General features: G+C 69.4%; 20 protein-coding genes. 8 read left to right on the top strand and 12 right to left on the bottom strand.

Going from position 1 to position 26,772, the window contains the following annotated elements; genetic code table 11:
- Position 1: 1 nt before the first annotated feature.
- The 3 genes from ACFVIV_RS27785 to ACFVIV_RS27775 all read right to left on the bottom strand — a co-directional run bounded on the left by ACFVIV_RS27785 (position 2) and on the right by ACFVIV_RS27775 (position 3,606).
- Positions 2-817, bottom strand: a complete 816-nt coding sequence (locus ACFVIV_RS27785; RefSeq protein ID WP_379201238.1) for an alpha/beta fold hydrolase — start codon at positions 815-817, stop codon at positions 2-4.
- A 49-nt stretch (positions 818-866) separates the two neighbouring features.
- The gene (locus ACFVIV_RS27780; RefSeq protein ID WP_379201236.1) at positions 867-2,492 is read right to left on the bottom strand and encodes a DNA polymerase Y family protein; all 1,626 of its coding nucleotides are present in this window, start codon (positions 2,490-2,492) and stop codon (positions 867-869) included.
- A 376-nt stretch (positions 2,493-2,868) separates the two neighbouring features.
- Positions 2,869-3,606, bottom strand: a complete 738-nt coding sequence (locus ACFVIV_RS27775; RefSeq protein WP_379201234.1) for a hypothetical protein — start codon at positions 3,604-3,606, stop codon at positions 2,869-2,871.
- Between the two features lie 158 nt (positions 3,607-3,764).
- Between ACFVIV_RS27775 and ACFVIV_RS27770 the strand changes: the two genes are divergently transcribed.
- Entirely contained in the window at positions 3,765-4,919 is a 1,155-nt protein-coding gene (locus ACFVIV_RS27770; RefSeq protein ID WP_379201232.1) for a protein kinase, read from the top strand.
- Positions 4,920-4,986: 67 nt separating this feature from the next.
- On the opposite strand, the gene ACFVIV_RS27765 is transcribed toward ACFVIV_RS27770, so the two are convergent.
- Both ACFVIV_RS27765 and ACFVIV_RS27760 read right to left on the bottom strand, forming a co-directional pair.
- Positions 4,987-5,628 carry a response regulator gene (locus ACFVIV_RS27765; RefSeq protein WP_379201230.1) on the bottom strand — a complete coding sequence of 214 codons (642 nt, stop codon included), beginning with the start codon at positions 5,626-5,628 and terminating at the stop codon, positions 4,987-4,989.
- 101 nt (positions 5,629-5,729) lie between these two features.
- On the bottom strand, positions 5,730-7,037 hold the full coding sequence (locus tag ACFVIV_RS27760; protein ID WP_379201320.1) for a PspC domain-containing protein: 1,308 nt from the start codon (positions 7,035-7,037) through the stop codon (positions 5,730-5,732).
- 179 nt (positions 7,038-7,216) lie between these two features.
- Here ACFVIV_RS27760 and ACFVIV_RS27755 point away from each other — a divergent pair, with 179 nt between their 5' ends.
- A complete protein-coding gene (locus ACFVIV_RS27755) occupies positions 7,217-9,289 on the top strand; it encodes a CocE/NonD family hydrolase (protein ID WP_379201228.1) in 2,073 nt (690 codons plus the stop codon).
- Between the two features lie 28 nt (positions 9,290-9,317).
- Here ACFVIV_RS27755 and ACFVIV_RS27750 read toward each other — a convergent pair whose 3' ends face one another.
- A complete protein-coding gene (locus ACFVIV_RS27750; protein WP_379201226.1) occupies positions 9,318-9,926 on the bottom strand; it encodes a TetR family transcriptional regulator in 609 nt (202 codons plus the stop codon).
- Positions 9,927-10,238: 312 nt separating this feature from the next.
- Between ACFVIV_RS27750 and ACFVIV_RS27745 the strand changes: the two genes are divergently transcribed.
- The 4 genes from ACFVIV_RS27745 to ACFVIV_RS27730 all read left to right on the top strand — a co-directional run bounded on the left by ACFVIV_RS27745 (position 10,239) and on the right by ACFVIV_RS27730 (position 17,249).
- Complete coding sequence (locus ACFVIV_RS27745) at positions 10,239-10,886, top strand: MspA family porin (RefSeq protein ID WP_379201224.1); 648 nt, start codon at positions 10,239-10,241, stop codon at positions 10,884-10,886.
- A gap of 134 nt (positions 10,887-11,020) precedes the next feature.
- Entirely contained in the window at positions 11,021-15,190 is a 4,170-nt protein-coding gene (locus tag ACFVIV_RS27740; protein WP_379201222.1) for a WD40 repeat domain-containing protein, read from the top strand.
- An 81-nt stretch (positions 15,191-15,271) separates the two neighbouring features.
- Positions 15,272-17,059 carry a PspC domain-containing protein gene (locus ACFVIV_RS27735; RefSeq protein WP_379201220.1) on the top strand — a complete coding sequence of 596 codons (1,788 nt, stop codon included), beginning with the start codon at positions 15,272-15,274 and terminating at the stop codon, positions 17,057-17,059.
- The gene (locus tag ACFVIV_RS27730) at positions 17,052-17,249 is read left to right on the top strand and encodes a hypothetical protein (RefSeq protein WP_379201219.1); all 198 of its coding nucleotides are present in this window, start codon (positions 17,052-17,054) and stop codon (positions 17,247-17,249) included. The genes ACFVIV_RS27735 and ACFVIV_RS27730 overlap by 8 nt, the downstream gene beginning before the upstream one ends.
- 238 nt (positions 17,250-17,487) lie before the next feature.
- Here the strand turns inward: ACFVIV_RS27730 and guaA are convergent, their stop codons facing one another.
- Complete coding sequence (gene guaA / locus ACFVIV_RS27725; RefSeq protein WP_379201217.1) at positions 17,488-19,053, bottom strand: glutamine-hydrolyzing GMP synthase; 1,566 nt, start codon at positions 19,051-19,053, stop codon at positions 17,488-17,490.
- A gap of 138 nt (positions 19,054-19,191) precedes the next feature.
- On the opposite strand from guaA, the gene ACFVIV_RS27720 reads away from it, so the two are divergent.
- Complete coding sequence (locus ACFVIV_RS27720) at positions 19,192-20,046, top strand: alpha/beta fold hydrolase (protein WP_379201215.1); 855 nt, start codon at positions 19,192-19,194, stop codon at positions 20,044-20,046.
- Between the two features lie 153 nt (positions 20,047-20,199).
- Here the strand turns inward: ACFVIV_RS27720 and ACFVIV_RS27715 are convergent, their stop codons facing one another.
- Positions 20,200-21,333 (bottom strand): GuaB3 family IMP dehydrogenase-related protein, encoded by a 1,134-nt coding sequence (locus ACFVIV_RS27715; protein WP_379201213.1) that lies wholly within the window; start codon positions 21,331-21,333, stop codon positions 20,200-20,202.
- Between the two features lie 78 nt (positions 21,334-21,411).
- Positions 21,412-22,956, bottom strand: coding sequence for an IMP dehydrogenase (gene guaB / locus ACFVIV_RS27710; RefSeq protein ID WP_379201212.1), 1,545 nt, complete (start codon positions 22,954-22,956; stop codon positions 21,412-21,414).
- Positions 22,957-23,288: 332 nt separating this feature from the next.
- Between guaB and ACFVIV_RS27705 the strand changes: the two genes are divergently transcribed.
- Positions 23,289-23,702, top strand: coding sequence for a DUF5319 domain-containing protein (locus ACFVIV_RS27705; RefSeq protein ID WP_029923780.1), 414 nt, complete (start codon positions 23,289-23,291; stop codon positions 23,700-23,702).
- Positions 23,703-23,906: 204 nt separating this feature from the next.
- Here the strand turns inward: ACFVIV_RS27705 and ACFVIV_RS27700 are convergent, their stop codons facing one another.
- The 3 genes from ACFVIV_RS27700 to ACFVIV_RS27690 form a co-directional block, all read right to left on the bottom strand.
- Positions 23,907-25,034, bottom strand: a complete 1,128-nt coding sequence (locus ACFVIV_RS27700) for an anti-sigma-D factor RsdA (protein ID WP_379201210.1) — start codon at positions 25,032-25,034, stop codon at positions 23,907-23,909.
- Positions 25,027-25,608, bottom strand: coding sequence for a sigma-70 family RNA polymerase sigma factor (locus tag ACFVIV_RS27695; protein WP_067543959.1), 582 nt, complete (start codon positions 25,606-25,608; stop codon positions 25,027-25,029). Before ACFVIV_RS27695 ends, ACFVIV_RS27700 begins: the two co-directional genes overlap by 8 nt.
- A gap of 142 nt (positions 25,609-25,750) precedes the next feature.
- A complete protein-coding gene (locus ACFVIV_RS27690; protein ID WP_379201208.1) occupies positions 25,751-26,680 on the bottom strand; it encodes a hypothetical protein in 930 nt (309 codons plus the stop codon).
- Positions 26,681-26,772: the final 92 nt, after the last annotated feature.

Raw genomic sequence — 26,772 nt, 5'->3', positions numbered from 1 at the left:
CTCAGTGGCCGAGAAACGGGAGGACGGCGGCCTCGAATTCGCGATGCCGGTCCCGGTGGATGCTGTGGCCGCAGGTGAAGGCGCGGACGGTGCAGTCGGGGACGGCGGCCGACAGCTGCGCCAGCTTGTCGGGATCGACCATGCCGCCCGGACCGCCGCGCAGGAACAGGGTGGGCGCGGTGATCTCGGACAACCCCTCCCACCACTCCGGATAAGGCTTGCGGAACTGCTCCAGCGCCGTGCCCGTCATGGACCGGTCGAAGGCCAGCACCGCGCCGGGATGCCGGATCAGACTCGTGGTGGCATGCCAGAGTTCCGGAATCGTCGGCAGCCGCCGGGTCAGCTTCATCTGCTCGTCACCGGAGCGCAGCGGCAGCGGCTGTTCCTCGATGACCAACCGGCGCACCAGCTCCGGACGCTGCATGGCCACCCACGACACCGCGTAGCCGCCGAGCGAATGCCCGACCAGATCGACCGAATCCAGCCCGAGCCGGTCGCACAGGTTCAGCACATCCGCGCCGAACTCGGAGAAAAGATACGAATCGGTATGCGCGCTACGGCCGTGCCCGCGCAGATCCGGAATGATCACCCGTCGCCCGCGCTGCACCAACTGGTGCGCGAACCGGTCCCAGGTGTGCCCGTCGCCGCCCATGCCGTGTACGAGCATGACGGGGATATCACTCGACACATGACCGACGGCCGCCCCGGTATCCCGATAGGCGATCCGCACGTCGTCGAACGAGACCCGGGTAACCGTCACGATCAACCAGGGTACGGATCGAGCCGGTGCGCCGCCGCAAGTTGTGCCCACCGCCATAACCGCTGTGACCAGGGAGAGCCGTGATGCGGATGAGCCGGTCCAGGCGTCACTCGTACAAGCCCTCCACATGCCAGCTGTGGTCGTAGCCGAGCAGCAGCAGGGCCCGGCGGTCTCTGTCGGTCGAGTCCCGGCGATCGGCGTCGATCAGCACGCGATCGCGGGCGGCGGTGTCGATCAGCACTTGCGCGCGGGCGGCGAAGCCGCGTCGGGACCGGTGAGTCCACCAGTGGTCGTCCAGCGGCCATGGGCCGGCCCATCCGAGTAGCGGCCAGGAGCGGCGGCCCCAATGCAGCCGCGCCGGGTCGGCGGTGAAAAGGCCCCGGTCGGTGACCCACACCGGGGACCCGTCCGCCGACTCCAGCCGCACCTCGGGGCGATTCCGCAGCACCACGGCGGGGGCCGGTTCCGGGAGTCGCCCCGGCCACGGCTGGGCCGGATCCGCCGCGGGCACCGGTTCGTCCCCCAGCGGAACCAGGGTGATCCGCTCGTCGGGCCCGCGGCCGCCGCTGAGCACGCCCATCCGCACCGCATCCCCGCCGAGCAGCCCCTGCACCCGGGCCAGGGCCCGGCGCGCCCGCTCCTCGTCCTCGCCGACGCCGCCCCAGAGACCCAGTTGCAGCGCACCGGAGGACACCACTTCGACCGGGTCGAGCCGCAGCAGCGTGATCGGCGCGGTCGGTCCGCCCTGCCGCAGCGCACGCCGGGTGAGCCAGCCGTCCAGCTGCCAGCGGATCCGGTCCGCCGTACTCTCCGGGGTCAATGGTTCGGCGCACCGCCAGATCCGCGAGAGCTGTTCGCCCGCTTCGGTTTCGGCGTGAATGGCCAGCCGTGTGCAGGCCACCGCCGCCGCGGACAGTTTGGTGTGCAGTTCGGCGGCGAGCATGCGCCCGGCGAAGGCGGCGGTATCGACGCGTTCGAGCGGCGGATCGCAGCGCTGTTCCACCGTCAGGTCCACCGCGGGCAGCCGGGAGGCGGGCGGCCGCTCCGGTTCCGCGCGGGCGCAACGATGTGCCGTAATGGCGTCCTTCCCGAAGCGGGAGGTCACCTCGGCGGGTGTCAACGCCGCGAAATCCCCGATCCGCCGCAACCCCAAGCGGTGCAACAGATCCACCAGCTCACCACGCTCCGGCGCGGCCAGCGTCGGCTCCACCGCGAGCTCGGAAACCGGCAGCGGCGCAAGAAATTCCGAGCCCTTACCCGGCGGCACGATGGTGGCGCGCCGGGCCGCGAGCACCGCCGTGGACAGCTCGTCGGCAATCCCGATCTGGCATTCCACCCCGACCGCCGCCACCGCGTCCACCAGCCGCTCGGCCGCCGCCTCCTCCGATCCGAAGAACCGCGCCGCCCCGCGCGCCCCCAGCACCAGCAGTCCGGGCCGCAGCACCTCCACCCCCGGCACCGTCGCATCGACCGCCGCCACCACCGGTTCGAACAACCGCCCGTCCCGATCCGAATCCTCCTGCGCCACCAGCAGATCCGGACAACACGCCTGCGCCTCCCGCTTCCGCAGCCCGCGCCGGATCCCCTCCGCCCGCGCCACCGCCGAACACGCGACCACCTTGCCGTTCGAGAGCACCGCCACCGCCTGCGTGACCGGCGCCCCCGCCTCGGCGGCAGCCGCCGCCGCGGGCCAATCCAGGCACCACACCGCCAGCACCCGCCGCGCCTTCACCCGCGCCTCACCACCATGGCGCCGAGGCGCCGACCGAACCGAAAATCATTGCCCCGCTTCACCCCACTGCCGCCGAGCGGCCAGCCACTGTCACCGCGCAACCGAACAGAAGTCCCGCTCGTCATCCCGGCATGTGTCCCGCTCGTCATCCCGGCATGTGTCCCGCTCGTCATCCCGGCGTACTTTTGGCCGGGATCCACAGCGGCCCGGTAGATTCCGGCCAAAAGCACGCCGGAATGACAGGGAGAATTCGCGCCGGAACGACGGGGAGAATTCGCGCCGAGACGACGGGCAGAGCTATCGGCCAGGCGCTCAGGAAGCGACATGCCGTGCGCCTGCACACTCGAGCGGGCAGGCCGCGAGGGCGCGGATCCGCTCAGGAGACGGCATGGCGGACCGGGCGAAGAGGTTCGACGGCGGCTTGTTTCGTCTCGACCCATTCGACTCGGCCGTTGCCCGGGCACAGGGCCAGGTGGCCGGTGCGGGGTTGGGCGGAGCGGCTGTGGACTTCGACGGCGAGACTGACGGTGCGGAGGCGGCCGCAGCCGCGGCCGAGGCCGCCGTAGCCGGCGATGCGGGTGTCGATGCGCAGGGCCGGGCCGGACCAGGAGCCGCCGGTGACCAACAGGGTGGCGTTCTTGCTGCGGGCCTTGGCGGTGAGGATCCGAGTGCGGGTGAGGGGGACGGACGCGCCGTTCAGGTCGAGGACCACCAGGTCCAGGCCGTCGAGCAAAACTGAGGCAACTTCGAGAGCCTCGGAGCCGGGGCTGGCGACCACGGCGAGTCGGTCCAGACGCGCGCCCATTTCCGCAGCTGCCAGCAAGCCCAGGCGCGGGAGGCCGACGACGGCGGCGTGGGCGCCGGACGCGGTGACGGTGGCCAGCAAACCGGACAGTAGGGAACTGGCGCCGGTGTAGGCGACCACCGAGCCCTTGACCAAACCGCCGTCCGGCAACAGGTTTTCGAGTGCGGCCGGTACGGGCAGCGACTCGCGCTGGAGTTCCGCAGCCGCGGGCACCTGCGCCGACGGCTCCGCACCACGCGCCGGAATCGCGGCCATGCGCCGCCGCAGCTCTGCGATCCGCTGCTGTTTCGCTTCCCCAGCCGAACCCATCTATCGACCACCTCTCTCAACCGACGGGGACCCGGGCACCGATCCAGCTACCTGACATAATCGCACATACGTTCGATTCCTGGATAGTAGAACTCGAGCCTCGGCGCGCGTCAAGAGGCAGTGGCGCAAACCTCGGGCAGCGAACCAGGCCAGTCAGGATGGTTTTCCGCTACCCTGCACCCGTGACCGAACGCGCCCGCCCCATCGTCGGCCCCGATTACCTGGTCGCCGGCCGCTATCGTCTGCAATCGAAGCTCGGTGGCGGCGGCATGGGCGCGGTGTGGCTGGCACACGACCGCATGCTCAAGCGCGATGTGGCCATCAAACAGGTGCTTTCCATCGCCGGCCTCGACGAACGAGAGGCCGATGAGGTCCGGCGGCGGATCATGCACGAGGGCCGGGTCGCGGCCAAACTCTCGCACGAGCACGCCATCGCCGTCTACGACGTGGTGCTCGAGGCCGGGGAACCCTGGCTGGTCATGGAATACCTGCCCTCGCGCAGCGTCGCCAAGGCGCTGTCGCTGGTGGATCTGCTCTCGCCCATCGAGGTCGCGCAGATCGGCGCGCAGGTCGCGGACGCCCTGGCCGCCGCGCACACCGCCGGCATCGTGCACCGCGATATCAAACCCGGCAATATCCTGGTCGCCGACCGCGGCGACGAGGTCGGCATGGTGAAGCTCAGCGACTTCGGCATCTCCAGCGCCGCCGGCGAACCCTCCGACGAAATCGGCGACGTCATCACCGGCACCCCGGCCTACCTGCCGCCGGAGGTCGCGCGCGGCGCCCAGCCGACCACCGCCAGCGACGTATTCTCGCTCGGCGCAACGCTCTACACCGCCATCGAGGGCCGCCCGCCCTACGGTTTCGACGACGACAGCAATGTGATCGTGGAACGCGCCGCCATGGCGCAGATCATTCCGCCGGAGCGCACCGGCGTGCTCACCGCCGCCCTGCTGCACATGATGGAACCGGCCCCGCAGCGCCGCCCCACCATGACCGAGGCGCGCAATGAAATCCTCACCGCCGCATTCGGTCCCGGCACCGCGCCCTACATTCTGGGCGCACCGGTGCGCACCGAGGACGGCACCATCCCGGCCTGGGCGGCCCGCAACTCCGCCGCGGGCCTGCGCAGCCCGAACTCCAGCCCGCTCCCCCGCCCGCAGCGGCAGACCGCGGCGACCCCCGTTGCCCCGCAACCGAAGTCGAAGGGCTTCGACCTGTCCGGCCTGGGGCCGAACGCCGGGCCGCTGGCCGTAGCGATCGGGCTGCTCATCGGCCTGCTGATCATCATCGTGATTCTGGTGGCACTGTAGAACTCTCGATTCTCGTGTGCCCGTTGCCGACGCAACGGGCACACGGAGGCAAGAGGGAGTGCGAGTTTCAGTCGATCCGGCGGCGGTGGGCCCAGCGGGTCAGCGCATTGCGATTGGACTGCTGGGTTTTGCGCAGCACGTTGGAGGCGTGGGTCTCCACGGTCTTCACCGAGATGAACAGGGATTCGGCGATCTCGCGGTAGGTGTAGCCGCGAGCCAGCAGCCGCAGCACCTCGAGTTCACGCGGGGTGAGCGAGTCCAGCTCCGGATCCAGCGGCGGCTCGGGAACCGGGGACTTGCCGGTGAAGGAGTCCAGCACGAAACCGGCCAGGCGCGGACTGAATACGGCGTCGCCGCCGGACACCCGGCGAATGCCGTCGGCCAGCTCCGGTCCGGAGATGGTCTTGGTGACATAGCCGCGCGCCCCGGCGCGAATCACCGCGATCACATCCTCGGCGGCGTCGGACACGCTGAGCGCCAAGCACACCGGCCCGGATTCGATGCCCTGCAATACCGCCACGCCGCCGCCGTCGGGCATGTGCACATCCAGCAGCACCACATCCGGCGCGGTCGCCTTGATGCCGGCGATGGCCTCGGCCACCCCGCCCGCCTCGCCGACCACTTCCATATCGGATTCCCGACTCAGCTCGGCCCGCACCCCGGACCGGAACACGGCGTGGTCGTCGACCAGAAACACCCGGACACTCACCTGATACTCCTCGATTGACGGACCGAATCCACCCTCATCGGTACCACATCCAACACGTCATGCCCCGGACTCGCCTTCGCGGCGGCGTATTCGCGATCGGCTCAACTCGGCAACGCCGATTCCTCGGACGCCGGCTCCTCCGACACCGGCTCCTCGTGCTGCACCACGATCCGGTCGTCCGCGCCGTCCTTGCGCGGCATGGTGATTCGCACCTCGGTGCCGCGCCCCGGGGCGGACTGGATCTCCACGTGCCCGCCGCGGCGTTCGATGCGGGCGCGAATGGATCTGGCCAGGCCCTGCCGGTCGCCGTCGACGGCGTCGATATCGAAACCCTTGCCGCGATCGCGCACGAAGATGCTCACCTGATGCGGTTCGGCCTCGGCGAACAGGTCGATGGCCGGCACCTCGGCATGCTTGGCCGCATTCACCAGCGCCTCGCGGGTGGCGCCCAGCAGGGCGGTGAAATGCTCCTTCGGCAGCCCGGTTCCGCTGTCGTCGATATCCATGGACACATCGCCCACGGTCACCGGCGTCACCTTCACCCCGTGCTGATCCTCCACCTCGCCCGCGATGGTGCGCAGCGCCGCCGCCAGACTGGATTGCGCCGGCCCGGTGTCGTCGAACAGCCACTTGCGTAGCTCGCGTTCCTGACTGCGCGCCAGCCGCACCACTTCCTGCGGATCCCCGGCCTGCCGCTGGATCAACGCCAGTGTCTGCAGCACCGAATCGTGCAGATGCGAGGCGATCTCCTCACGCTCCTCGTTCCGGATCCGCGCCGCCCGTTCATCGTTCAGCGCTCGCACCATGCGCAACCACAGCGGCACGGTGAGCAACCCGGCGCCGATCAGGGTCACCGCGACGGCCAGCAGCGCCGACCCCAGCGAACTCAGATTGATCCGCGCCAGCACCACCACGCCCAGCCCGACGACGATCAGCGTCGCCCCGCCGACGATCCGCGCCCAGGTGACCACCGAGGCGTGCCCGAAGACCGATCGCGGTCCCTCCGCGTCGAATTCGCGCCACACCAGCGCCGCGCCGATGGCCACCACAATGATCGGCCCCACCACGTGCGCGGCCGTGCCATTGAACAACCAGGCCGTGGCCACCGCCAGCGACAACCCGAGCAAGGCCAGCCCGAGGGCCTGCCGCCGCTCCGCCGCCGACGCCGGCGCCTTGTCCTCACCGCTGGGCGTGAAGATCCACAACATGCCGTAGGCGACGATGCCGGCCCCCGCCAAGGCGGACAGCAGCACGAACGCCATCCGCACCTTGAACACGTCGATCCCGAAATGGTCGGCGACACCGCCGGCCACGCCGCCCACCACGCGCCCGCCGGAGCGCCGCACCAGCTTCGGTGGCTGCACGGCCACCCCGCGGGCAGGGTCCATGAAGGGCGCAGGCGGATACATGCCTTCGATACTGGCACGCATCCCCGACAGGTGACATCAGGTACATCCCCGATTCGGACCCTGACACAATCCGCCAAAAATAGATGGTGACCCATCACTATCTTGATTGCCGACTGTGGCGCGCATTACTGTCCTACCCGCCGGTAGCCAGCCGGAGCAGGGAACGGGGAAACATCTTCATGACATCAGCAGCACGAACCAGATGGTGGGCGCGGTGCGCGGTGGTGGTCACCGCCGCCGTCTGCGCGCTACAGCTCGCACCGGTCGGGGGCGGCGAACCACCGGAGGGGTTCACCGGCATCGACGGCGGCGCCGCGGCCACCGCCTGGACCGCCACCGTCGATGGGCCGCAACCGTATTCGGACATGTTCCCGGATCTCGCCGTGCCCATCACCATGAGCGACGGCACCGTGCTGAAGGCCGACATCATCCATCCGGGCAACGGCGGCAAGCGCACCGACGAGAAGCTGCCGACGGTCCTGCAGATCCAGGGCTACAGCAAGATCGCCCTCAATGTGGCCGCGGCGCTGCTCGAGATTCCCGGCGTCGACACCGTGCTGCTGCCGTGGATCGCCTCGTTCAATTTCCCGGGCTCCGGCCTCGACGGCCTGACCGATCTCACCCGCCAGCTGGATTCCGGTGTGCTGCAAGCTTCCGCGCACAATCTCGATCTGGTGCGGGGCGGCTACCACCTGGTCCAGCTGGACCTGCGCGGCACCGGCACCTCCGAGGGCCTGTGGCAGGTCTTCGGCGAGCGTGAGCGCCAGGACGCCGAGGAGGTCATCGACTGGATCGCCGCGCAGCCCTGGAGCAATGGCGCCGTCGGAGCGATGGGCACCTCGTTCACGGGCATCACCGCACTGCAGGCGGCCGAACGCGGCCATCCGGCGCTGCAGGCGGTCTTCGCCAATGTGCCCAGCGGCGATCTGATCGACGATATCGTCGCGCCCGGCGGCGGAGTCGGATTCGGCTTCCTGCCGTTCTGGCTGCTGGCGGTCAATCTGTCCAAGATGACACCCGATGTGGAGGCGCTGCTGGCGGGCCGCTGGGACACCGCGCAGCAGTTGCGGTGGCTGCGGGACCGGCTCGCCGATCCGATGACCATGATGGATGTGGTGCTCAATGCCTACGGCGCCACCACGGTCGATCAGCTCAGCGAGCGCACCCGCGCGATCATCGACCCGGATTCGCCGTTCCGCACCGGCCTGAAGACCGCGGTCGAGAACGTCACCGCGCCCACCTTCATCATCGAGGCGTGGTTCGACATCTTCGGCAGCACGGCCACCGAGACCTACAACAACATCCCGCTGCCGATGGAGCAGAAGAAACTGATCATGGGCGACGGCTACCACGTCGGCGCGGGCGTGGCGGGCTTCGGCCACCCGGGTATGCCGCCGCGGCTGGATGTGCTGCAGCGCGCCTGGTTCGACAAGTGGCTCAAGGGCATCGACAACGGCATCGACAAGTACAGCCCGCTCACCGTCAAACAGCAGGGCGGGCAATGGACTTCGATGCCATCGTTCCCGCGCGCGGATCAGACCCACCAGCGGATGTACTTCAGCGACCGGCATTCCGGCACCGCCGCCTCGGTCTACGACGGCATGCTGTCGGCGCGGCCGTTGCAGGAGGGCGTGCGCGATCTGACCATCGCCCCGAACCTGCTGAGCCTGTGTTCCCGTGACACCGCGCGGATTTGGGCCGGTGTGCCCGCCATCGTGGTGGCCTGCGGTGAGGACAGCCGCATCTGGGAGAACGCCGGGCTCACGTTCACCAGCAATCCGGTGACCGAGGCGACGACCATCTCCGGCCCGATCGCCGTGCACCTCAATGCCGTTCACGACACTCGCGACGGGTACTGGGTGGTCACTGTGAACGATGTCGCGCCCGAGGGGCAGTCCCGTGAGATCAGCACCGGCCAGCTGGTGGCCTCGCTGCGCGCGGTGGACGAGGCGGGCAGCACCCGTTCGGCCAGTGGCGACTACACCAAACCCGAGCTCTACCTGGATCTCGACCGGCGGCAGCTGACCGAACCGGGCGTGCCGGTCACCCTGGATCTCGCGCTCACACCGATCGACGCGGTGCTGCAGCCCGGGCACCGGCTGCGGGTCGATGTCTTCGCCAGCAACTTCCCCCGGGGCCTGCCGCCGACGCCGGTCCTGGTCGACAGTCAGCTCGCTCCACAGCATCTGCGCCTGGATCCGGACGCGCCCAGCTGGGTGAACATCCCACTGAGCGTTGCCATTCCGGAGTAGCGCCATGCGGCGGTAGCGCGGCCGCGGATCACGGTCCGGTGCGGCGGAACTGCTCGAGCATCCGCCGCAATACCGGAACCCGGTGCGCGCCGATCTCCGGATGCCGCTCGCGCAGTGGGCGCTGGAAGACCTCGCTGTCGAAGATGTCGGCGATCAGGAAGGTGAAGGCGACGAGATCGTCGTCGGTGAGATCCAGTTCCCGGCCGACCACTTCGCGCGTCAGCTCGATCATGATCAGGCCGTGGTCGACCATGGTCTGCTGCATCGCGGCGCGCAGGAACGGATCGGTGCGCGCGGCCATGGTGAGTTCCAGGATGGCGTTGTGCGCCGGGGTCCCGGCCACCTCGCGCAGCGCATCCAGGCCGCGATCCAGATCGGTGCCCCCGGCCTCGGCCGCCACCCCGCGGAACCGCTCGGCGACGGTCTCGGCCTGCCGGCGCACGGCCTCGCGCGCGGTGGCGGCCATGAAATCGCTCATGGTCGGGAAGTGCCGGAACAGCGCGCCGTAGGACAGTCCGGCGCGCGCCGAGATGATCTTCACCGAGGCGCGCGCATACCCGATTTCGTCAATGGTCGCGATGCTCGCGTCGAGCAGTTTGGCAATGGTCGCCTCACGTCGTTCCCGCTGGGTCGGCACACCGGAACTGTACTGACTGGACAGCCGCCCAGGGCGTCGCGGCGAGCCCGCTTGTCCGGTCCGGACAGCAATCCGGTACCGGCGCGACCGGACCGGAAAACCGGCGAAACCCCTCCCCATCAGCGGATTTCCCACACTCCGGCCGCTCGCGCACTCGGCCGGACCCCGGTGACGTCCCTACCTTTCTCATCGAGGCCGGCGCGCCTCACCCGGAGGACTCGGTCCGAAGGGGGGATCGAGTCCACCAGGGCAGCAGCCCTACCGCGACCGCTACCGCAGCGGTACGCACCCAGGTTCGGGGAGGAACCAACCATGATCATCAAGACCGCTCTCGCCGCCGCCATCGCCGCGGCGGGTCTCATTGCCGGCGCACCGTTCGCGGGGACCGCCGGCGCCTGGGCGCTCGCACCGCACGAGAAGACGCTCGACGCACCCAACGGCATGGCCGTCACCGTCGGCCACACCGCCAATGCGGCCCGCCCGGTCGCACCGTTGAACGGCATGCCCACCAGCCGGGAGGTGTACCTGGACAACACGTCCTACGGCGCCGTCACCGGCGGCACCGGGAAAATCCGCACCGGCTACTTCGTGGCCTGCGCCGTCGACCTGGACGTCACCTTCAGCATCGACGCCGATATCGGCATCGACGCCGGCGTGAATGTCGGTGTCGGCGTGGACATGACCGGCGTGACCCCGCTGGCGAGCGCCGACATCACCCCCAGCTTCGGCGCGGGCATCGGCTTCGACCTGTCCATCACCCCCGGCAAGATCACCGACATCAAGCTGTCGGAGAAGGAACTGCCCCCGGGCGGCACCGGCTACATCGTCGGCCGCGACTACCGCCTCACCGTCGAGGGGTGCGGCGGCCCGCTGACGGTGCAGGCGTACACGATCATCGAGGCCACCTCCCCCGAGGCGGATGCGGCGGACTGGGTCATCGGCGACCCGATCGTCCTGTGATCCGCTCGCGCCGAGGACGTCTCGATGCCCAGCGGCGGCGGGGCCCGCTCCGCCGCCGCTTCGGCATTTTCCCGTCCCAGACGCTAAATTGGCCTCATGTTCGCGGGGGCAAATCGAATACAGGACCGATCGCGGTGACCGGGGACACCACGATCGAAGGCCAGATCCGTTCACCCCGCGCACTATTCGCGCAACGCTTCACCGAACTCTATGAAGCCGCGGGCAATCCGACCCTGCGCCGGGTAGCGGCCGCCGCGGAAACCCGGATGCGCGCCGCCCAGGGCAAGCGCACCGGCGGCGCCTCCGCCCAGCGCATCAGCGACTGGAAGGCGGGCCGGAATGTCCCGGCCCGCTTCGAATCCCTGCTCCCGGTCGTCCTCACCCTCGCCGACCTGGCCCGCAAATCCGGCGGTGATCTCACCCGCGAGCTAGCGGAACCCCGGGAATGGCAACGCCTCTGGCAATCCGCCACCACCTGGACCCCGGAAGACGACAGCGAAGCAGCCTGCCCCTACCTCGGCCTCAACTCCTACCGCAGGGAAAACCGCGACCTCTTCTTCGGCCGCACCCGCCCCACCACCGAACTCACCGCCCTGGTCCGCGACGCCGCCGGAATCGTCGCCGTAGTCGGCGCGTCCGGAGCCGGCAAGTCCTCACTGCTGGCAGCGGGCCTCGCCCCCGCCTTCGCCGAATGGGAGGTGATCGCCTTCACCCCGGGCAAGCACCCGCTGCCGGCGCTCCTCGACGCGACCGCGTCCGCGCCGGACCCGTCCGCCACGCAACTCGACACGACCACAACGCAACTGGCGGATCATGCGCTGCCCTCCACCTCGCAACCGGCCAGCCGAACGCGGCGGCCCGCAACCGGCCCCGAGCCGGTCGCGAGGGAGTCCGGCCCGCCGACTCCGCGGGAAGCGGCTGCGCCGGAGCGGGCGATCGTCGCGCCCCCGACGCCTGCGGACGCGGCACCGGCCGTCTTGTCCCCGCGCCCCGATGGCCCGCGCCGGCTGCTGATCATCGACCAGTTCGAGGAACTGTTCACCACCTGCGACAGCGAACGCGACCGCGAGGACTTCCTCGCGGCCCTGGACCGCTGCGCCACCCGCACCGACGACCCGATCGCCGTCGTGATCGCGTTACGTGCCGACTTCTACGCCCACTGCCTCAACTACCTGATCCTCCAAGACGCCCTCGAACGCCGCAGCTACCTGCTGGGCCCGATGCGCATGGACGAACTGGCGCAGGCTATCTCCGGCCCCGCCCGCGCAGTAGGTCTGGAGCTGGAGCCAGGTTTGGAAGAGTTGGTCATCACCGAATTGTGCGGCGCCGGCGACCATCACGGCCGCCGCACCTACGACCCGGGCGCCCTCCCCCTGCTCTCCCACGTCATGGCCGCCATCTGGCAACACCGAGAAGGCCGCCGCCTCACCACATCCGGCTACCGCAAGGCGGGCGGCGTCGTCGGCTCGGTCGCCGAAACCGCCGAATACGCCTGGAACGAACTCTCCCCCACCCAGCAATCCGCCGCCAGGGAAATCCTCCTCGGCCTCATCACGGTAGGCCAGGACTCCCGCGACACCCGCCGCACCGCCCAACGCCCGGACCTCTTGCGCCGCGCCCCCAACCCCGAAGACGCCACGGCCGCACTGGAACTGCTCTCCCGCACCCGCCTCATCACCCTCGACGCGGACGCCGTAACCCTCACCCACGAAATCATGCTCACCGCCTGGCCCCGCCTGCGCACCTGGATAGACGAGGACCGCGTCGGCTACCTCGTCCGCCAGCGTCTGGAGGTCGATGCCGCGGAATGGGCTGCCCAAGAACGCGATTCCTCCCTCCTCTACCGCGGCACCCGCCTGCACAACGCCCTCGACAATGTGGATCCACCGCCGGTCGGCCCGCTGGCCACCGACTTCCTCGCGGCCGCGGTGACCGCCCGCAACCGAACCCGCCGCCGCGCATCCCGCAGCAAAGCGCTCCTCGCGCTACTGGCTGTGGCGCTACTGGCACTCGGATTCGCGGCGTACACGCAGACCGAACTGGCCCAGCAGCGCCGCGACGATCAGAACTTCGCCGCCGTCCTCGCCGAAGCGGACCGCCTGCGGGATATCGACCCATCACTGGCGGCCCAGCTGAATCTGGTCGCCTGGCGCATGCGACCCGGCGATCCGGACGCACGCACCAAACTGCTACAGACCCAAAGCATGCCGCTGCTCACGAGCACCCCCGGCCACGCCGACGGCATCTGGCAGCTGGATTACCGGGCCGATGGCGTGCTCGCATCGGTCAGCTGGGACAACACACTTCGGCTCTGGGATGTGACCGTCCCGCACCGCGCCCGGCAGTTGGGCAAGCCGCTCGACGACGTCAGCTATGTCGCCTTCAGCCCGGATGGCAGCCTGATGGCGACCAGCAAGGAGGATGCGGGCACGCGGATCTGGGATGTGCGAGACCCGGAGAATCCTCGCGAGCTCGCCGTGCTGCCGGCACCTGCGGATCGCGGAGTCATCGAGATGGCGTTCGCCGGCGGCGGCCGCTTCTTGGTCACGATGACCCCCGCTCGTCTGACCTTGTGGGACATGAGCAATCCCGTCGCTCCGAAACCCGGCCCGCCCCATGAGCTTTACCACCAGCCGTGGCAAACGCTCCCCTCACCCGAGCTCGCGGTCAGCGCCGATGGGCGAGTACTGGCGATCAGCCGGGGCGCGGGTGACAACGATGCGAACCGAGCATCCGTCCAGCTGTTACAGGTGGGCGACACCAGCACACCGAAAATAGTGGTCGACCGGCTCGGTTCCGGCGATGCGGGTATCTACGATCTGGTCTTCAGTCCGGACGGCAAGACGCTGGCGGTCGGCACCGCCGGCAGCGCCTGGCCCGAGTTCGCCTACAGCGGAGGCAGCTACCTCGCCCGGTTCTGGGACCTCACCGACCTCGCGAACCCCCGGCAAGCGGGAGCGGATTTGGACCTCGGCTCGAACGAGCCCCGGCTGGCCTTCAGCCCGGACAGTGCAGTCTTGGCGACAGCGAGCAAGGATGGCCTCACGCTGTGGAACGCGGCCGACCCCGGGCACCACAACGTGATCACACAGGAGTTGTCGGTCAACGAGGCGACATGCCGCTTCGGTAGCACCACTATCTCCTGCGACGGCTCGCCCTATGTGTTCACCTTCGCCTCGGATGGGCGAACTCTATTGGTTGGTGGTGTTGACGGCGAACTCCAGGCCTGGTCAGTGCCGCCGTCCTTGCTCACCGGGCACACCGGCACTCCGGAACCGCCGCTGTTCGACGGCAGCGGCAATCGGATGGTGACCTACTCCAGCGACGGCCGCATCGCAGTATGGGACATCCGGAATCGGCAAGCGCCGAATCGGCTCGGCGAGTATCGAATACCGGCGGGCTTCAGCCGCGGCCACCTGTCTCCCGATGGTCGCGCCTTGGTGATGGTGAGCGGGTCCGCATCCGGGATCGCCCAGGTATTGGACCTGTCCGACCCGGCGCGGATCCGGCTACTGTCGGATTGGCAACTCGGGCAGTGGACGACGCTGCGTATCAGCGCGGATTGGCGAATGGCCGCCACGGCCGGCGACAGCGCGATTCAGCTGTGGGACTTGTCCGACCTCGCCCGCCCGGCCGCGATCGGCGCCACGATTCCGCTGGAACCCGACCATTCGTCCATACCGACGTTCGCTCCGGACAGCAGGTCACTGTTCGTATACCAAGAACTCGTGACCAGCACCAGCACTACCATCGCCCTGAGCCAGTGGGACATCACCGACCCGCAGCGGCCACGCCTGCTCGGTGATCTGCTGCACCGCAATAGGAACGGATCCGAATACGGCTCCAGGACGCTGGTGACACCGGACCAGCGCACAATGCTCATCATCGATCACGACGCGATACAGAGCTGGGACATCACCGACCCGGCGCGGCCCGCGCCGCTCAGCGATCCGATCGCGGAGGATTCCCGGTCACCTGGATCGTTGCGCTTCTCCGTCGAGGGCCTCACCAGGCTGAGCTCGGTGACCCGTGGTGGCGGCGAGTGGTGGGACCTCTCGGATCGATCGAGACCTCGAAAGGTCGGTCCCCCGCCGGTCGAACCCGCCGAGCAGCAATGGGGCGTCACGTTCCATCCAGACAGCCGTACCGTTGCGGCCATCGGCATGAACGGCGCGATTCGACTGTGGGACTTGGACGAACAGCACGCTATCGACCGGATCTGCTCGAGGAGCGGCACGCTGCTGACCGAGGAGCTGTGGCAGCGCTACCTCCCGCAACTCCCCTTCGATCCGCCCTGCAACTGATCCTGCTCGCCCCAACTTCAGGTGCCGATTCAGGGTGATCCCCGATGCGCCCGATGAGCACCCGCCGCCACGATGGAATCCATGACGAGAACGAGCGACGGGTCCACGGGCACCGGGCGTGCCAAGTTCGCGGATCAGGTGCATGACATGTGGCGGACGCGGCCGGTGAGGCTGCCGCATCAGGGGCCGATCGCGGGGGTGGCCGCCGGGTTCGGGCGGCGGTACAACGTGGATCCGGTGCTGGTGCGAGTGGCGTTCGTGGTGTCGGCGCTGTTCGGCGGGGCCGGGATCGTGCTCTACCTGCTGGCGTGGCTGCTGCTGAGTCAGGAGGGGGATCAGACGTCGGCGGCGGAGTCCCTCTTCGGCAAGGGGCAGAGTTCGCAGCACTCGTCGAAGACCATCGTGCTCATGGTGGCGTTGGGGATCGCCGTGAGCACGATGGGACCGGTCGGGGTGGGGCTCGGCGGGTCGGGGGCGATCAGCATGGTGCTCATGCTGGCCGGGTGGTGGCTGCTGCATCAGCGGCAGCCGCAGCCGCCGGCCGGATATCTGGACTACGCGGGTGACCCGATCGTCACGGGCTACCCGGTCGCCAATTCGCCGTACTGGACCGGGTATCCGGGCACCACCGCGCCGTTCGAGACCTACGGGCCGTACACCAAGCTGCCGGATCACTATGAGCCGGAACCGGACCCGCGGCGCAACGCCGAGGCTCCGACGGAAGTGCTCGCGAAGCAGAGCGTTGCGCCTGCCGCCGAGCAGTCGATCGACGAGGCCACCGACGCCGGCGCTGCGGCGGGGTGGCAGGACACCGCGGTGTTGCGGGCCGAACCGCCTACCTTGCAGGATGTTCCGCCGGCGCACACCGACCCTGACACCCAGGAGACAGTTGTGCTGCACAAACCCGATGCAGCGGTAGAAGGCGCGGAATCCGGTGCGAGCGGCGATGTTTCGCCCAGCCCGGAGGAACAGCCGAAATCCACTCCGACCTCGCTCGTCAAGAGCGCGACCACCGCGTCGCCGTCCACCGGCGCATCGTCGCCGGACTCCGAGCCGCGCGACGCCGCAGCCGAGGAACTGGCCGAACCCCGTGATCTGACCCCGGTGGCCGAGAAACCCTCTGCCCTGCACCGCATCCCGCCCACCGGCGAACGCCCGTACGCCACCTACGGCCCGGCCCCGATCTCCCCGGAGTTCGGCCCCACCCCGCCCGGCTGGGATCCGCTTGGCGTGGCCCCGATGGCCTGGGACCTGCCCGAACCCGCCCCGGCCGCACCGCATCCGGTGCAGGCGCCCCCGCGCCGCCCGCGCTCGCGCTTCACCCCGGTGATCATCGGCTTCTCCCTGCTGGCCGCCGCGGCGGCCGGTGCGGTGGCGGCCGCGGGCGCCGAGTGGATGACCCCGGGCCGCATCGGCGCCGCCGCCCTGGCGGTGATCGGCCTCGGCCTGATCATCGGCGCCTTCCTGCGCCGCGGCTACGGGCTCATGGTGGTGCTGGCCCCGCTGGCCGGATTCGTGATCCTGTCCTCGCTCATCGGCCCGATCGAATTCGACCGCGGCTCCATGGGTGACCGGGCCTGGGTCGCCGCCACCGCGAGCGAACTACAGCCCGAATATCACGTGTCCATGGGCACCGGCACCCTCGATCTGAGCAACCTGAAACTGGACGCGGATCGTTCGGTCGAGCTCTCGGTGCGCATGGGCGATGCCCGGGTGCTGCTGCCGCAGGATCTGCGGGTGAACACCATCTGCAATGTGGGCATGGGTGATTCGAACTGCGTGAACGGCATGTCCGGCCCGCCCACCGGCCCCGTGCTGAACCTGACCGTGGACGTCCAGATGGGAACCGCCGAGGTGAACCGTGGCTGACAAGAAGACTCGCCGACCGTCCTTCTCCCTGCTCCTGGCCGGCCTGCTGGGCCTGGGTGTGAGCGTCTGGGCCTTCATCGGACCGTCCTGGCCGGTGTCGAGTGGACTGTCGCTCGGCTGGATCGTGGTGATCGCCGCCATCGTGGTCGGCATCGTCCTGGTCCTCTCCCCGCGCAAGCACAAGGAATAGTGGCCCAGGCAAGCGCGGACCGCCGGAGACCACCGGGAATGGTCGTCCGGCACAACGAGCGGGGCCGCGATCCGATACGGATCGCGGCCCCGCTTTCGTGAGGTGACAACTGATTTCGTCCGGTCCGGGTAACTCCGGGGGCACCCCCAAAGTCGGTTCGGCACCCGACCGCCGGCACGGGTGCACGACGGACAACGGCACCCGGCCGCCCGCTAAAGTCGCGGGGAGGCGGAATGGCTCACTCCCATTCGATGGTCCCCGGCGGCTTGCTCGTCACGTCGAGCACCACGCGGTTGACCTCCGCCACCTCATTGGTGATGCGGGTGGAGATGCGCTCGAGCACCTCGTAGGGCAGGCGGGTCCAGTCGGCGGTCATGGCGTCCTCGGAGGACACCGGGCGCAGCACGATCGGATGCCCGTAGGTGCGCCCGTCGCCCTGCACGCCGACGCTGCGGACATCGGCCAGCAGCACGACCGGGCACTGCCAGATCTGCTTGTCGAGCCCGGCCGCGGTGAGCTCCTCACGGGCGATGGCATCGGCCTGGCGCAGTGTGTCCAGCCGGTCGGCGGTCACCTCGCCGACAATGCGGATGGCCAGGCCCGGACCCGGGAACGGCTGGCGCGCAACGATTTCCTCGGGCAGCCCGAGCTCGCGGCCGACGGCGCGCACCTCGTCCTTGAACAGCAGGCGCAGCGGCTCGACGAGGGAGAACTCCAGATCGTCGGGCAGGCCGCCGACATTGTGGTGGCTCTTGATGTTCGCGGTGCCGGTGCCGCCGCCGGATTCGACCACGTCCGGGTAGAGGGTGCCCTGCACCAGGTATTCGACCTTGGTCTCACCCTGCTCGCCGACGACCTCGGAGACCGCGTCCTCGAACGACCGGATGAACTCGCGGCCGATGATCTTGCGCTTCTCCTCCGGATCAGTGACGCCCTTCAGCTCGCCGAGGAACTTGTCCACCGCGTCGACGGTCACCAGCTTCGCCCCGGTCGCGGCCACGAAATCACGCTGCACCTGCTCGCGCTCACCCGCGCGCAGCAGCCCGTGATCGACGAACACACAGGTCAGCCGGTCGCCGATGGCGCGCTGCACCAGCGCCGCCGCCACCGCGGAGTCGACGCCGCCGGACAGGCCGCAGATGGCGTGCCCGTCGCCGACCTGCTCGCGCACCTGCGCGATGAGCGCCTCAGCGATATTCGACGCCGTCCAAGCGCCGGGAATGCCGGCGATCTCGTGCAGGAAGCGGCTCAGCACCTGCTGGCCGTGCGGCGAATGCAGCACCTCCGGGTGGTATTGCACACCCGCGAGCCGCCGCGCCCGATCCTCGAAGGCCGCGACAGGCGCGCCGGCGGAGGTCGCGGTGACCTCGAAGCCGGCGGGGGCGTCGGTGACGGCGTCGCCGTGGCTCATCCACACCGGCTGCCGGGTGGGCAGGCCGCCGTGCAGGATGCCGCCGTCCACGCTGAGTTCGGTGCGGCCGTATTCGCGGGTCCCGGTGTGCGCGACGGTCCCGCCGAGCGCCTGGGCCATGGCCTGGAAGCCGTAGCAGATACCGAAGACCGGCACCTCGAGGTCGAACAGCCGCGGATCCAGCTGGGGCGCGCCCTCGGCGTACACGCTGGAGGGTCCACCCGACAGAATCACCGCCTGCGGCTTCTTCTCGGCGATCTCCTCGACGGTGATCGTGTGCGGAACCACCTCGGAGTAGACGCTGGCCTCGCGCACCCGGCGCGCGATCAACTGCGCGTACTGCGCACCGAAGTCGACAACAAGGACTGGTCGCTGGGTTTCTGCCACGCGCACAGTCTAGTGAGCGACCTGGAACACAACGGAGGTGGGACAACTCTCCTCCGGCCCGGAACGGCGGGTCGACTGACACACACTGTGTGGTGGGTGGCAAAGCAGCTCGGTTTGTCACCGGGGCTGGCTATCCTCTATTTCGTGCCATTCGCCCATGCGATCGATGCCGAAGTCCACTACGAGGACTCGGGAGGCAACGGTCCGGTGGTCTTGCTCGGGCACGAATTCCTCATGGACCGAACGATGTTCGCATCACAGCTGGCCTCGCTGACCCCGGAGTTCCGGCTGGTGCCCTGGGATGCGCGCGGCCACGGCAAGACTCGGGACAAGGGCCTGCCCTTCACCTTCTGGACCTGCGCCCGCGACGCGCTGGCCGTACTGGACCAGCTCGGCGTGGAACGTGCCGTGGCGGGCGGGATTTCGCAGGGCGGCTACATCGCGCTGCGCACCGCGCTGCTGGCCCCGGAACGCATTGCGGCACTGGTGCTCATCAGCACCGAGGCGCGGGAGCCGACGCCGGGGGAACTCGGCAATGCGCGCCGATTCCTGGACAAGTGGTACGAGAACGCGCAGCGCGGGCCGCTGGCCGAACACCTGGCGCACTGGCTGATCGGCGCGGACGACTGGTACCGCGGCGTCTGGGTGAAGCGCTGGCTGGCCCGCGATCCCAGCACCACCGAGGTGGCGGCGGGCGCCCTGCTGGGCCGTGATTCACTGCTCGACCGACTACCCGAAATCACTTGCCCCACACTGGTCATCCACCCGACCCACAGCACGGTCCCGCGCGCCCTGGCCCGTGAACTCGCCGACCGCCTCCCCGACTCCCGCTACCTGGAGATCGACGGCGCCCGCCAGACCGCCAATATGACCCACCCGGTCGCCGTGAACGCCGCCATCCGCGAATTCCTCCGCGAGCCAGCCGTTTCCCGCGCCCTGGGCTCCCCCGCCACAGTCCCGCCTCCCCGCATATCCAGCGCCCGGCCAAGGAGCCGTTGACCGTTGGGCACGCGTGGCGGCGGTTGGGTGCCACACCGATTTTTTGGGGGTACCCCGGGAGTTACCCGGACCGTACGAAATCAGTTGTCGCTTTTTGCATAAGCAACGGGTCCGGCCCTCCCATTGGGAGTGCCGGACCCGTATGCGGGCGACTCAGGCGCGGATGTTCAGTCCGACCTTCTGGAATTCCTTCAGGTCGCAGTAGCCGGTCTTGGCCATCGAGCGGCGCAGGCCGCCGACCAGGTTCAGCGAGCCGAACGGGTCGTTGGACGGGCCGTTGAGGACCTGCTCCAGCGGCACGCGCTCCTCGTCGATGCCGTAGGGCAGCACCGCGCCGCGCGGCACTGACGGGTGGGCGGCGGCCGAGGGCCAGTACCAGCCCTGGCCGGGCGCCTCGGCGGCGAGGGTGAGCGGCACGCCCAGCATGACCGCGTCCGCACCGCAGGCGATGGCCTTGGCGATATGGCCCGAGGTCAGGATGTCGCCGTCGGCGATGACGTGCACATAGCGGCCGCCGGTCTCGTCCAGGTAGTCCCGGCGCGCGGCGGCGGCGTCGGCGATGGCGGTGGCCATGGGCACGCCGATGCCGAGCACCTCACCGGTGGTGGTGGCGCCCTGCAGCGAGCCGTAGCCGACGATGACGCCGGCCGCGCCGGTGCGCATCAGGTGCAGCGCGGTGCGGTGGTCGGACACGCCGCCCGCCACCACCGGCACATCCAGTTCGGCGATGAAGGTCTTGAGGTTCAACGGCTCCCCGTCGCCCACGTGCTCGGCGGAGATGATGGTGCCGTGGATGACCAGCAGGTCGATCCCGGCCTGCACCAGGCTCGGGGTGAGCGCGCGGGCGTTCTGCGGGCTGACCCGCACCGCGGTGGTGACCCCGGCGGCCCGCACCTCGGCGACCGCGGCGGCGAGCAGATCGGCCTTCATGGGCGCGGCGTGCAGCTCCTGCAGCAGCGCGACGGCGGCCTCGGTGCCTTCCTTCTCCGCGACCTCGGTCAGCTGCTGGATCTTGGACTCGACATCGGCGTGCCGGGCCCACAGCCCCTCACCGTTGATGACACCGAGCCCGCCGGCCTTGCCCAGTTCGATGGCGAACTTCGGCGACACCAGCGCGTCGGTGGGGTGAGCCAGGAACGGAATCTCGAATCGGTAGGCGTCCAGCTGCCATCCGAGCGACACCTGCTTGGACGAACGAGTCCGCCGCGACGGGACGATATCGATATCGTCCAATTCGTAAGTGCGCCGGGCGGTCCGGCCCATGCCGATCTCGACCATGTCCCGCATTGGTTGTCCGTTCCTTTCTGGGTTCGATTGCCGCGCAGGCCGGATCGCGCCCACGGGCGGCGATCCGGCGGCAGGCGACTACGAACGGGTGGTGTAGTTGGGAGCCTCGACGGTCATGGTGATGTCGTGCGGGTGCGACTCCTTGAGACCCGCCGCCGTGATCTGCACGAACTGCGCCGCCTGCAGATGCGGAATGTTCTGCGACCCGGTGTAACCCATGGCCGCGCGCAGACCGCCCACCAGCTGGTGGATCACCTGATCCAGCGGACCGCGGAACGGCACCCGGCCTTCGATGCCCTCGGGCACCAGCTTCTTCTCCGAGAGCACGTCGTCCTGGAAGTAGCGGTCCTTGGAGTAGGACTTGGCCTCGCCGCGACCCTGCATGGCGCCCAGCGAGCCCATGCCGCGGTAGGACTTGAACTGCTTGCCGCCCACCAGGATCAGCTCGCCCGGGGATTCGGCGGTGCCCGCCAGCAGCGAGCCGAGCATGACGGTGGAGGCGCCGGCCGCGATGGCCTTGGCGATATCACCGGAGTACTGCACGCCGCCGTCGGCGATGACCGGCACGCCGTGCGGGGCGCAGGCGGCATTGGCCTCGAGAATGGCGGTGATCTGCGGCGCGCCGACACCGGCGACCACGCGGGTGGTGCAGATGGAGCCGGGGCCCACGCCCACCTTCACCGCGTCCACGCCGGCCTCGACCAGCGCGGCCGCGCCGGCGCGGGTGGCGACATTGCCGCCGATGATCTGCACCCGGTCGCCGACCTCGGCCTTGACCTTGGACACCATCTGCAGCACGCCGGCCTGATGCCCGTGCGCGGTGTCCACGACCAGCACGTCGACGCCCACGTCCGCGAGGGTCATGGCGCGCACCCACGCGTCCTCGCCGACGCCGACGGCCGCGCCGACGAGCAGTCGCCCGTCGCGGTCCTTGGTGGCGTTCGGGTACTGCTCGGTCTTGACGAAGTCCTTGACCGTGATCAGCCCGCGCAGCTTGCCGTTGCCGTCCACGATGGGCAGCTTCTCCACCTTGTGGCGGCGCAGCAGACCCAGCGCGGCCTCGGCGGTGACGCCCTCCTGGGCGGTGATCAGCGGCGCCTTGGTCATGACCTCGGCGACCTTGCGGTTCTGATCCACCTCGAAGCGCATATCGCGGTTGGTGATGATGCCCACCAGCGTGCCGGTCTCGTCGACCACCGGCAGACCGGAGATGCGGTAGCGCGCGCACATGGCGTCGACCTCGGCGAGCGTGGCCGAGGGCAGACAGGTCACCGGATCGGTCACCATGCCCGCCTCGGAGCGCTTGACGGTCTCGGCCTGCGCGGCCTGATCGGCGACCGACAGATTGCGGTGCAGCACACCCATACCGCCCGCGCGCGCCATGGCAATGGCCATGCGCGCCTCGGTGACGGTATCCATGGCGGAGCTCACCAGCGGCGTGCGCAGCGAGATCTCGCGAGTCAGACGGCTGGAGGTGTCGACCGAGCTCGGGATCAGATCCGAGGCGGCGGGCAACAGCAGCACATCGTCGAAGGTGAGGCCGAGCATGGCGATCTTGTTCGGATCGTCTCCACCCGTATGGGGGCGGCCCGGGTTTCGTTCGCCCGTCACGGGACTGCTCATCGGATCGACCCCTCCTGGAGCTAGGCAGCGTCCCCCGGACCTGCACCGGCGGACACGTGGATGAAATGGCAATGCCGGCGATTACTACCCGGCCTTTGGTCAACCATGGTATCGGTCCCCCAATTCCGGATGGCACCCGCGCCCGGGGACCCCCGACGGCCGAGAACAGTTACTGTGCGCGCCATCACGAGTGGTACGCGACACGGCTTCCGTGACACGAGTGTCCCCGGTCACCGGGCGGACCGCCCCGAACTCGAAATCGACACAGCGAAGTAGGGGCAAATACCTATCAGCGCTGGCGCAGAACCCCTCTTTCTGCGTACCGTGGGACTGTGCGTGACCATCTACCACCTGGCTTGCCGCCGGATCCATTCGCCGGAGACCCCTCCGACCCGTCGGCCGCGCTCGATGCCATCGAGCCGGGGGAACCGCTGGATCCTCATGAGCGCCTAGCGGTCGAGGAGGATCTCGCCGACCTCGCGGTGTACGAGGCATTGCTGGCCCACCGCGGCATCCGCGGTCTCGTGGTCAGCTGCGAGGACTGCCGGCAGGATCACTACCACGATTGGGATATGTTGCGCGCCAACCTCCTCCAGCTATTGGTGGACGGCACGGTGCGCCCGCACGAACCCGCCTACGATCCGACCCCCGAGGCGTACGTCACCTGGGACTACTGCCGCGGCTACGCCGATGCGTCGATGAACGAGGCGCTGCACGGCGACGGATTCGACGGGTTCGACGTCTGATTCGCAGCGGTATCCGAAGTCCGGCCGCGGATTCGCGGCCGCGCGCCGTCCGGCACAGGCAGCGCTCATACGAACAAGGCCTGCGTCCCTGAGGAACGCAGGCCCTGTGGCTATCCGGAAAAACCGGCAGCCCATCGAAAAAGCCGACCAGGGGCCGGCTATCGATTCACGCTTGTAGTTCGCTCACTACCACCCGGTGTGCGCTCACCGCGTACCTCCGGGAACTCCCGGCAGGGTCGGCACCACCGCACCGCCGGTCGGCACCGTATTCGGCTGTGTGGGCGCCGTCGGCACGTCGAAGGTGGGCTCGGTGATCGGACCACCACCCGGGGGCACCGTGCTGCCGGGGTTGCCCGGCTGCGGCAGTGCCGCCGTGGTGGTCGTGATCTGCCCGCCATTGGTCGGCGCCGTGGACGGTTCGACACCCGGTTCGGTCGTGGGCTGCGTGGGCACGCTCGGCCCCGTCGTCGGACCGGTGGCCGGATCCTCGGTCGGCTCCTGCGACTGCAGGATCCGCGGATCGACCGTGGTCGTATCGCTGCTGCCGCCGCCGGTGTTCGGATCCGTCGTCGGACCGGTGGTGACATCCGGCTTGGTGGTCACCGGTGGCTGCGTGGTGTCCGGCTTGTCCGTGGTGGTCGGCACCAGCGTGGCGGCCACCTCCGGCGCGACCTGCTGCAGCTGTGCCACCAGCTGCTGCCAGCGCTCCAGCAGATCGTCCTTCTTACCGGCGTCGTTGACCTGGCTGGCATTCGCCGAGGCGCTCTCCAGCACCTGCGCGGCCTGTTCCGGCTTGCCCTGCTGGATGAGCTGCTGCGCCTGCGCCATATCGGCGTCGGCCCGCTGCACCACCGTGGTCTGGGCCTGCTCGCTGAACACGACCTCCTTGACCCGCCACAGCGGATCGCCGGGTTCGGCGCTGTAGGAGAAGGCGGTCAGGCCACCGAAAATGAGAGCCAGAGCCGCCGCCACACCGGCAACGGGACGCACCAGCCGTAGTCGCCCGCTGGCCCGCGCACCGCTCCGCGCCTGCCGCGCTCCTACTTCCTGATTGACCGCTGCGACGATGGTGTCCAGGTCCGGGCCGGCCGGCATCGGCTCGGCCATGATCTCCGCGCGCCAGTCCGCGAGCAGAGCCGCGAGCTGATACTCCTCGGCGGTCCCCGTCTGCACGGGGCCGTCGCCGGCTATGGCATCGATCAGCGCGTCATCACGACGCACCGCCGCAATGTCCACCGGCCCGGTGTCACCGGACGCCTCGGCGTAGGGACCGCTGTTCTGCGATCCAAGCCGCTTCCAGTCGCCCCGACCGCGCTCGCCATCCCTAGCCATACATTTCACCTGCCCTCGCCACTTGAGACTTGAGTTTCGCGAGTGCCCGGTGCTGGGCGACTCGTATAGCACCCGCCGTACTGCCCACGGCGACTGCGGTTTCTTCGGCTGACAAACCCATGACCAAGCGCAGGATCAGGATCTCTCGATGCTTCTCCGGCAGCGTCGCCAGCAGACTGTTCATCTGGCGACTGGTTTCGCTTTCGAGAGCCCGCTGTTCCGGCCCCTGGTCGGTGGATATGACGTCCGGTACTTCGGCCATGGCATCCGCTTTGTTACGGGCGGCATTGCGATGAGCGTCGGCGACTTTGTGGGAAGCGATGCCGTACACGAACGCCATGAACGGTCGGCCCTGGTCCTGGTATCGAGGGAGGGCTGTCATGACGGCCAGACATACCTCCTGCGCGACGTCGTCCGCGGAGAGCTGACCTCGCTCGGCCGATCCGATGCGCGCACGGCAATACCGCACCACAAGGGGGCGGATGCTCTCCAGTACCTGGGAGAGAGCAGACCGGTCGCCCTGCGCTGCGGCAGCGACGACGGCTGGGTCCAACTCCTCACCCGTGTTGTTCATCGTCAGAGCTGTTCCTGGCGTTACGAGTGGCACGGCGGCAAAGGGGGCGCGTGCTTCCGCGGAGGGGCGGAACGGTCCCAACAATAGCGGCTGTCGCATCCACGCCAGCTGTTACGGGGGGACTCAGAGAGGACGCGAGAAGCTAGGCCGCCGAACGGAATCGCCCGCCCCGGGCAGCCAGCAAATCCGCGCATTCGGCGGCCTCGGCGGCGTGTCCCCCGGCCGGGTCCACACCGGAACGCAACATGGCGCACGCCCAGCGCAGAGGAAGCAGCTCGAAATCCCGGCATTCCGTGGCGGTTTTTCCGGCCAGGGCGCGGGAGCGATCGAGGTCTCCGGCGGCCGCGCAGGCGGCGGCGACCAGTAGCTGAGATTTAACTCGATGGCGGACCGAAGGCGCCGCCTCGGCCAGCGCCAGTGCCGCCTCGGCATGCGCGAGCGCGGGATCGCCGGGAGTGTGCGCGGCGGCGGAGCGCGCCGGAATCGAGCCGTCCGGTCCGGGCGGGGAGATCAAACCGGCGCCCGGGGCCGCCAGCGCCGTCTCGGCAGCCACCCAGTGCAGCCGGATGCGCTGCCGCCAAGCGCCCTCGACACCGGTCGACGAGGAATCCAGGAGGTCGCCGCAACGGCCGAGCAGCCGGGCGGCAAGTTCCGGGCGCGCGGTGCCGAGCGCATCGGCGGCGAGTCCGGTCAACGCATCGCAAATCGCCTCGGTGCGCGCGGCCGCCGCGGCGGGATCGGCCGGCGGGCGGGACGCGGTCGCGGCGGCGGGCATCACGAGGGCGGCGGCGCGGCCGTCGGCCACGGCGGCGCGGGCGTGCCAGCCCAGCTGCCGCAGCAGCGAACCGGCGGTGCTGTGCGCGAGCGAGCGCAGGATCGAGTCGGTGGTGCGGCGCTGGGTGCGGGTGAGCTCGGCCCGCGCGGCGGCGTAGTGCCCGACTCCGCCGAGAGCGACGGCCCGCAGCCAGGAATCGGTGGCGTCGGCGGCGCTCGGCAACCCGATGGCAGCGCGGCCCGGGGTGGGGCCGAAGGCGGTATCGGCGAGCACGGAGTTCACTTCGAGCACAGGCACCGCCGCACTGTAACCAGCCCGGAGCGGGCCGGCGGCATCCGCCATAGCACAGAAGTACAGCTACCTTTCAGCATTCACGGTCGTAATTGTGT

Source organism: Nocardia sp. NPDC127526 (genome assembly GCF_042672265.1).
Classification (GTDB): Bacteria; Actinomycetota; Actinomycetes; order Mycobacteriales; family Mycobacteriaceae; genus Nocardia.
Note: the sequence above shows the minus strand (reverse complement) of the source record. Positions and strands in the feature narration are given on the sequence as shown.

Coding starts and splice junctions, on each gene's coding strand:
- ACFVIV_RS27785 (WP_379201238.1), bottom strand. CDS start 817: ATGGCGGTGGGCACAACTTGCGGCGGCGCACCGGCTCGATCCGTACCC.
- ACFVIV_RS27770 (WP_379201232.1), top strand. CDS start 3,765: ATGGTTTTCCGCTACCCTGCACCCGTGACCGAACGCGCCCGCCCCATC.
- ACFVIV_RS27700 (WP_379201210.1), bottom strand. CDS start 25,034: ATGGCTAGGGATGGCGAGCGCGGTCGGGGCGACTGGAAGCGGCTTGGA.
- ACFVIV_RS27735 (WP_379201220.1), top strand. CDS start 15,272: ATGACGAGAACGAGCGACGGGTCCACGGGCACCGGGCGTGCCAAGTTC.
- ACFVIV_RS27775 (WP_379201234.1), bottom strand. CDS start 3,606: ATGGGTTCGGCTGGGGAAGCGAAACAGCAGCGGATCGCAGAGCTGCGG.
- guaB (WP_379201212.1), bottom strand. CDS start 22,956: ATGAGCAGTCCCGTGACGGGCGAACGAAACCCGGGCCGCCCCCATACG.
- ACFVIV_RS27695 (WP_067543959.1), bottom strand. CDS start 25,608: ATGAACAACACGGGTGAGGAGTTGGACCCAGCCGTCGTCGCTGCCGCA.
- ACFVIV_RS27755 (WP_379201228.1), top strand. CDS start 7,217: ATGACATCAGCAGCACGAACCAGATGGTGGGCGCGGTGCGCGGTGGTG.
- ACFVIV_RS27745 (WP_379201224.1), top strand. CDS start 10,239: ATGATCATCAAGACCGCTCTCGCCGCCGCCATCGCCGCGGCGGGTCTC.
- ACFVIV_RS27760 (WP_379201320.1), bottom strand. CDS start 7,037: ATGTATCCGCCTGCGCCCTTCATGGACCCTGCCCGCGGGGTGGCCGTG.
- ACFVIV_RS27715 (WP_379201213.1), bottom strand. CDS start 21,333: ATGCGGGACATGGTCGAGATCGGCATGGGCCGGACCGCCCGGCGCACT.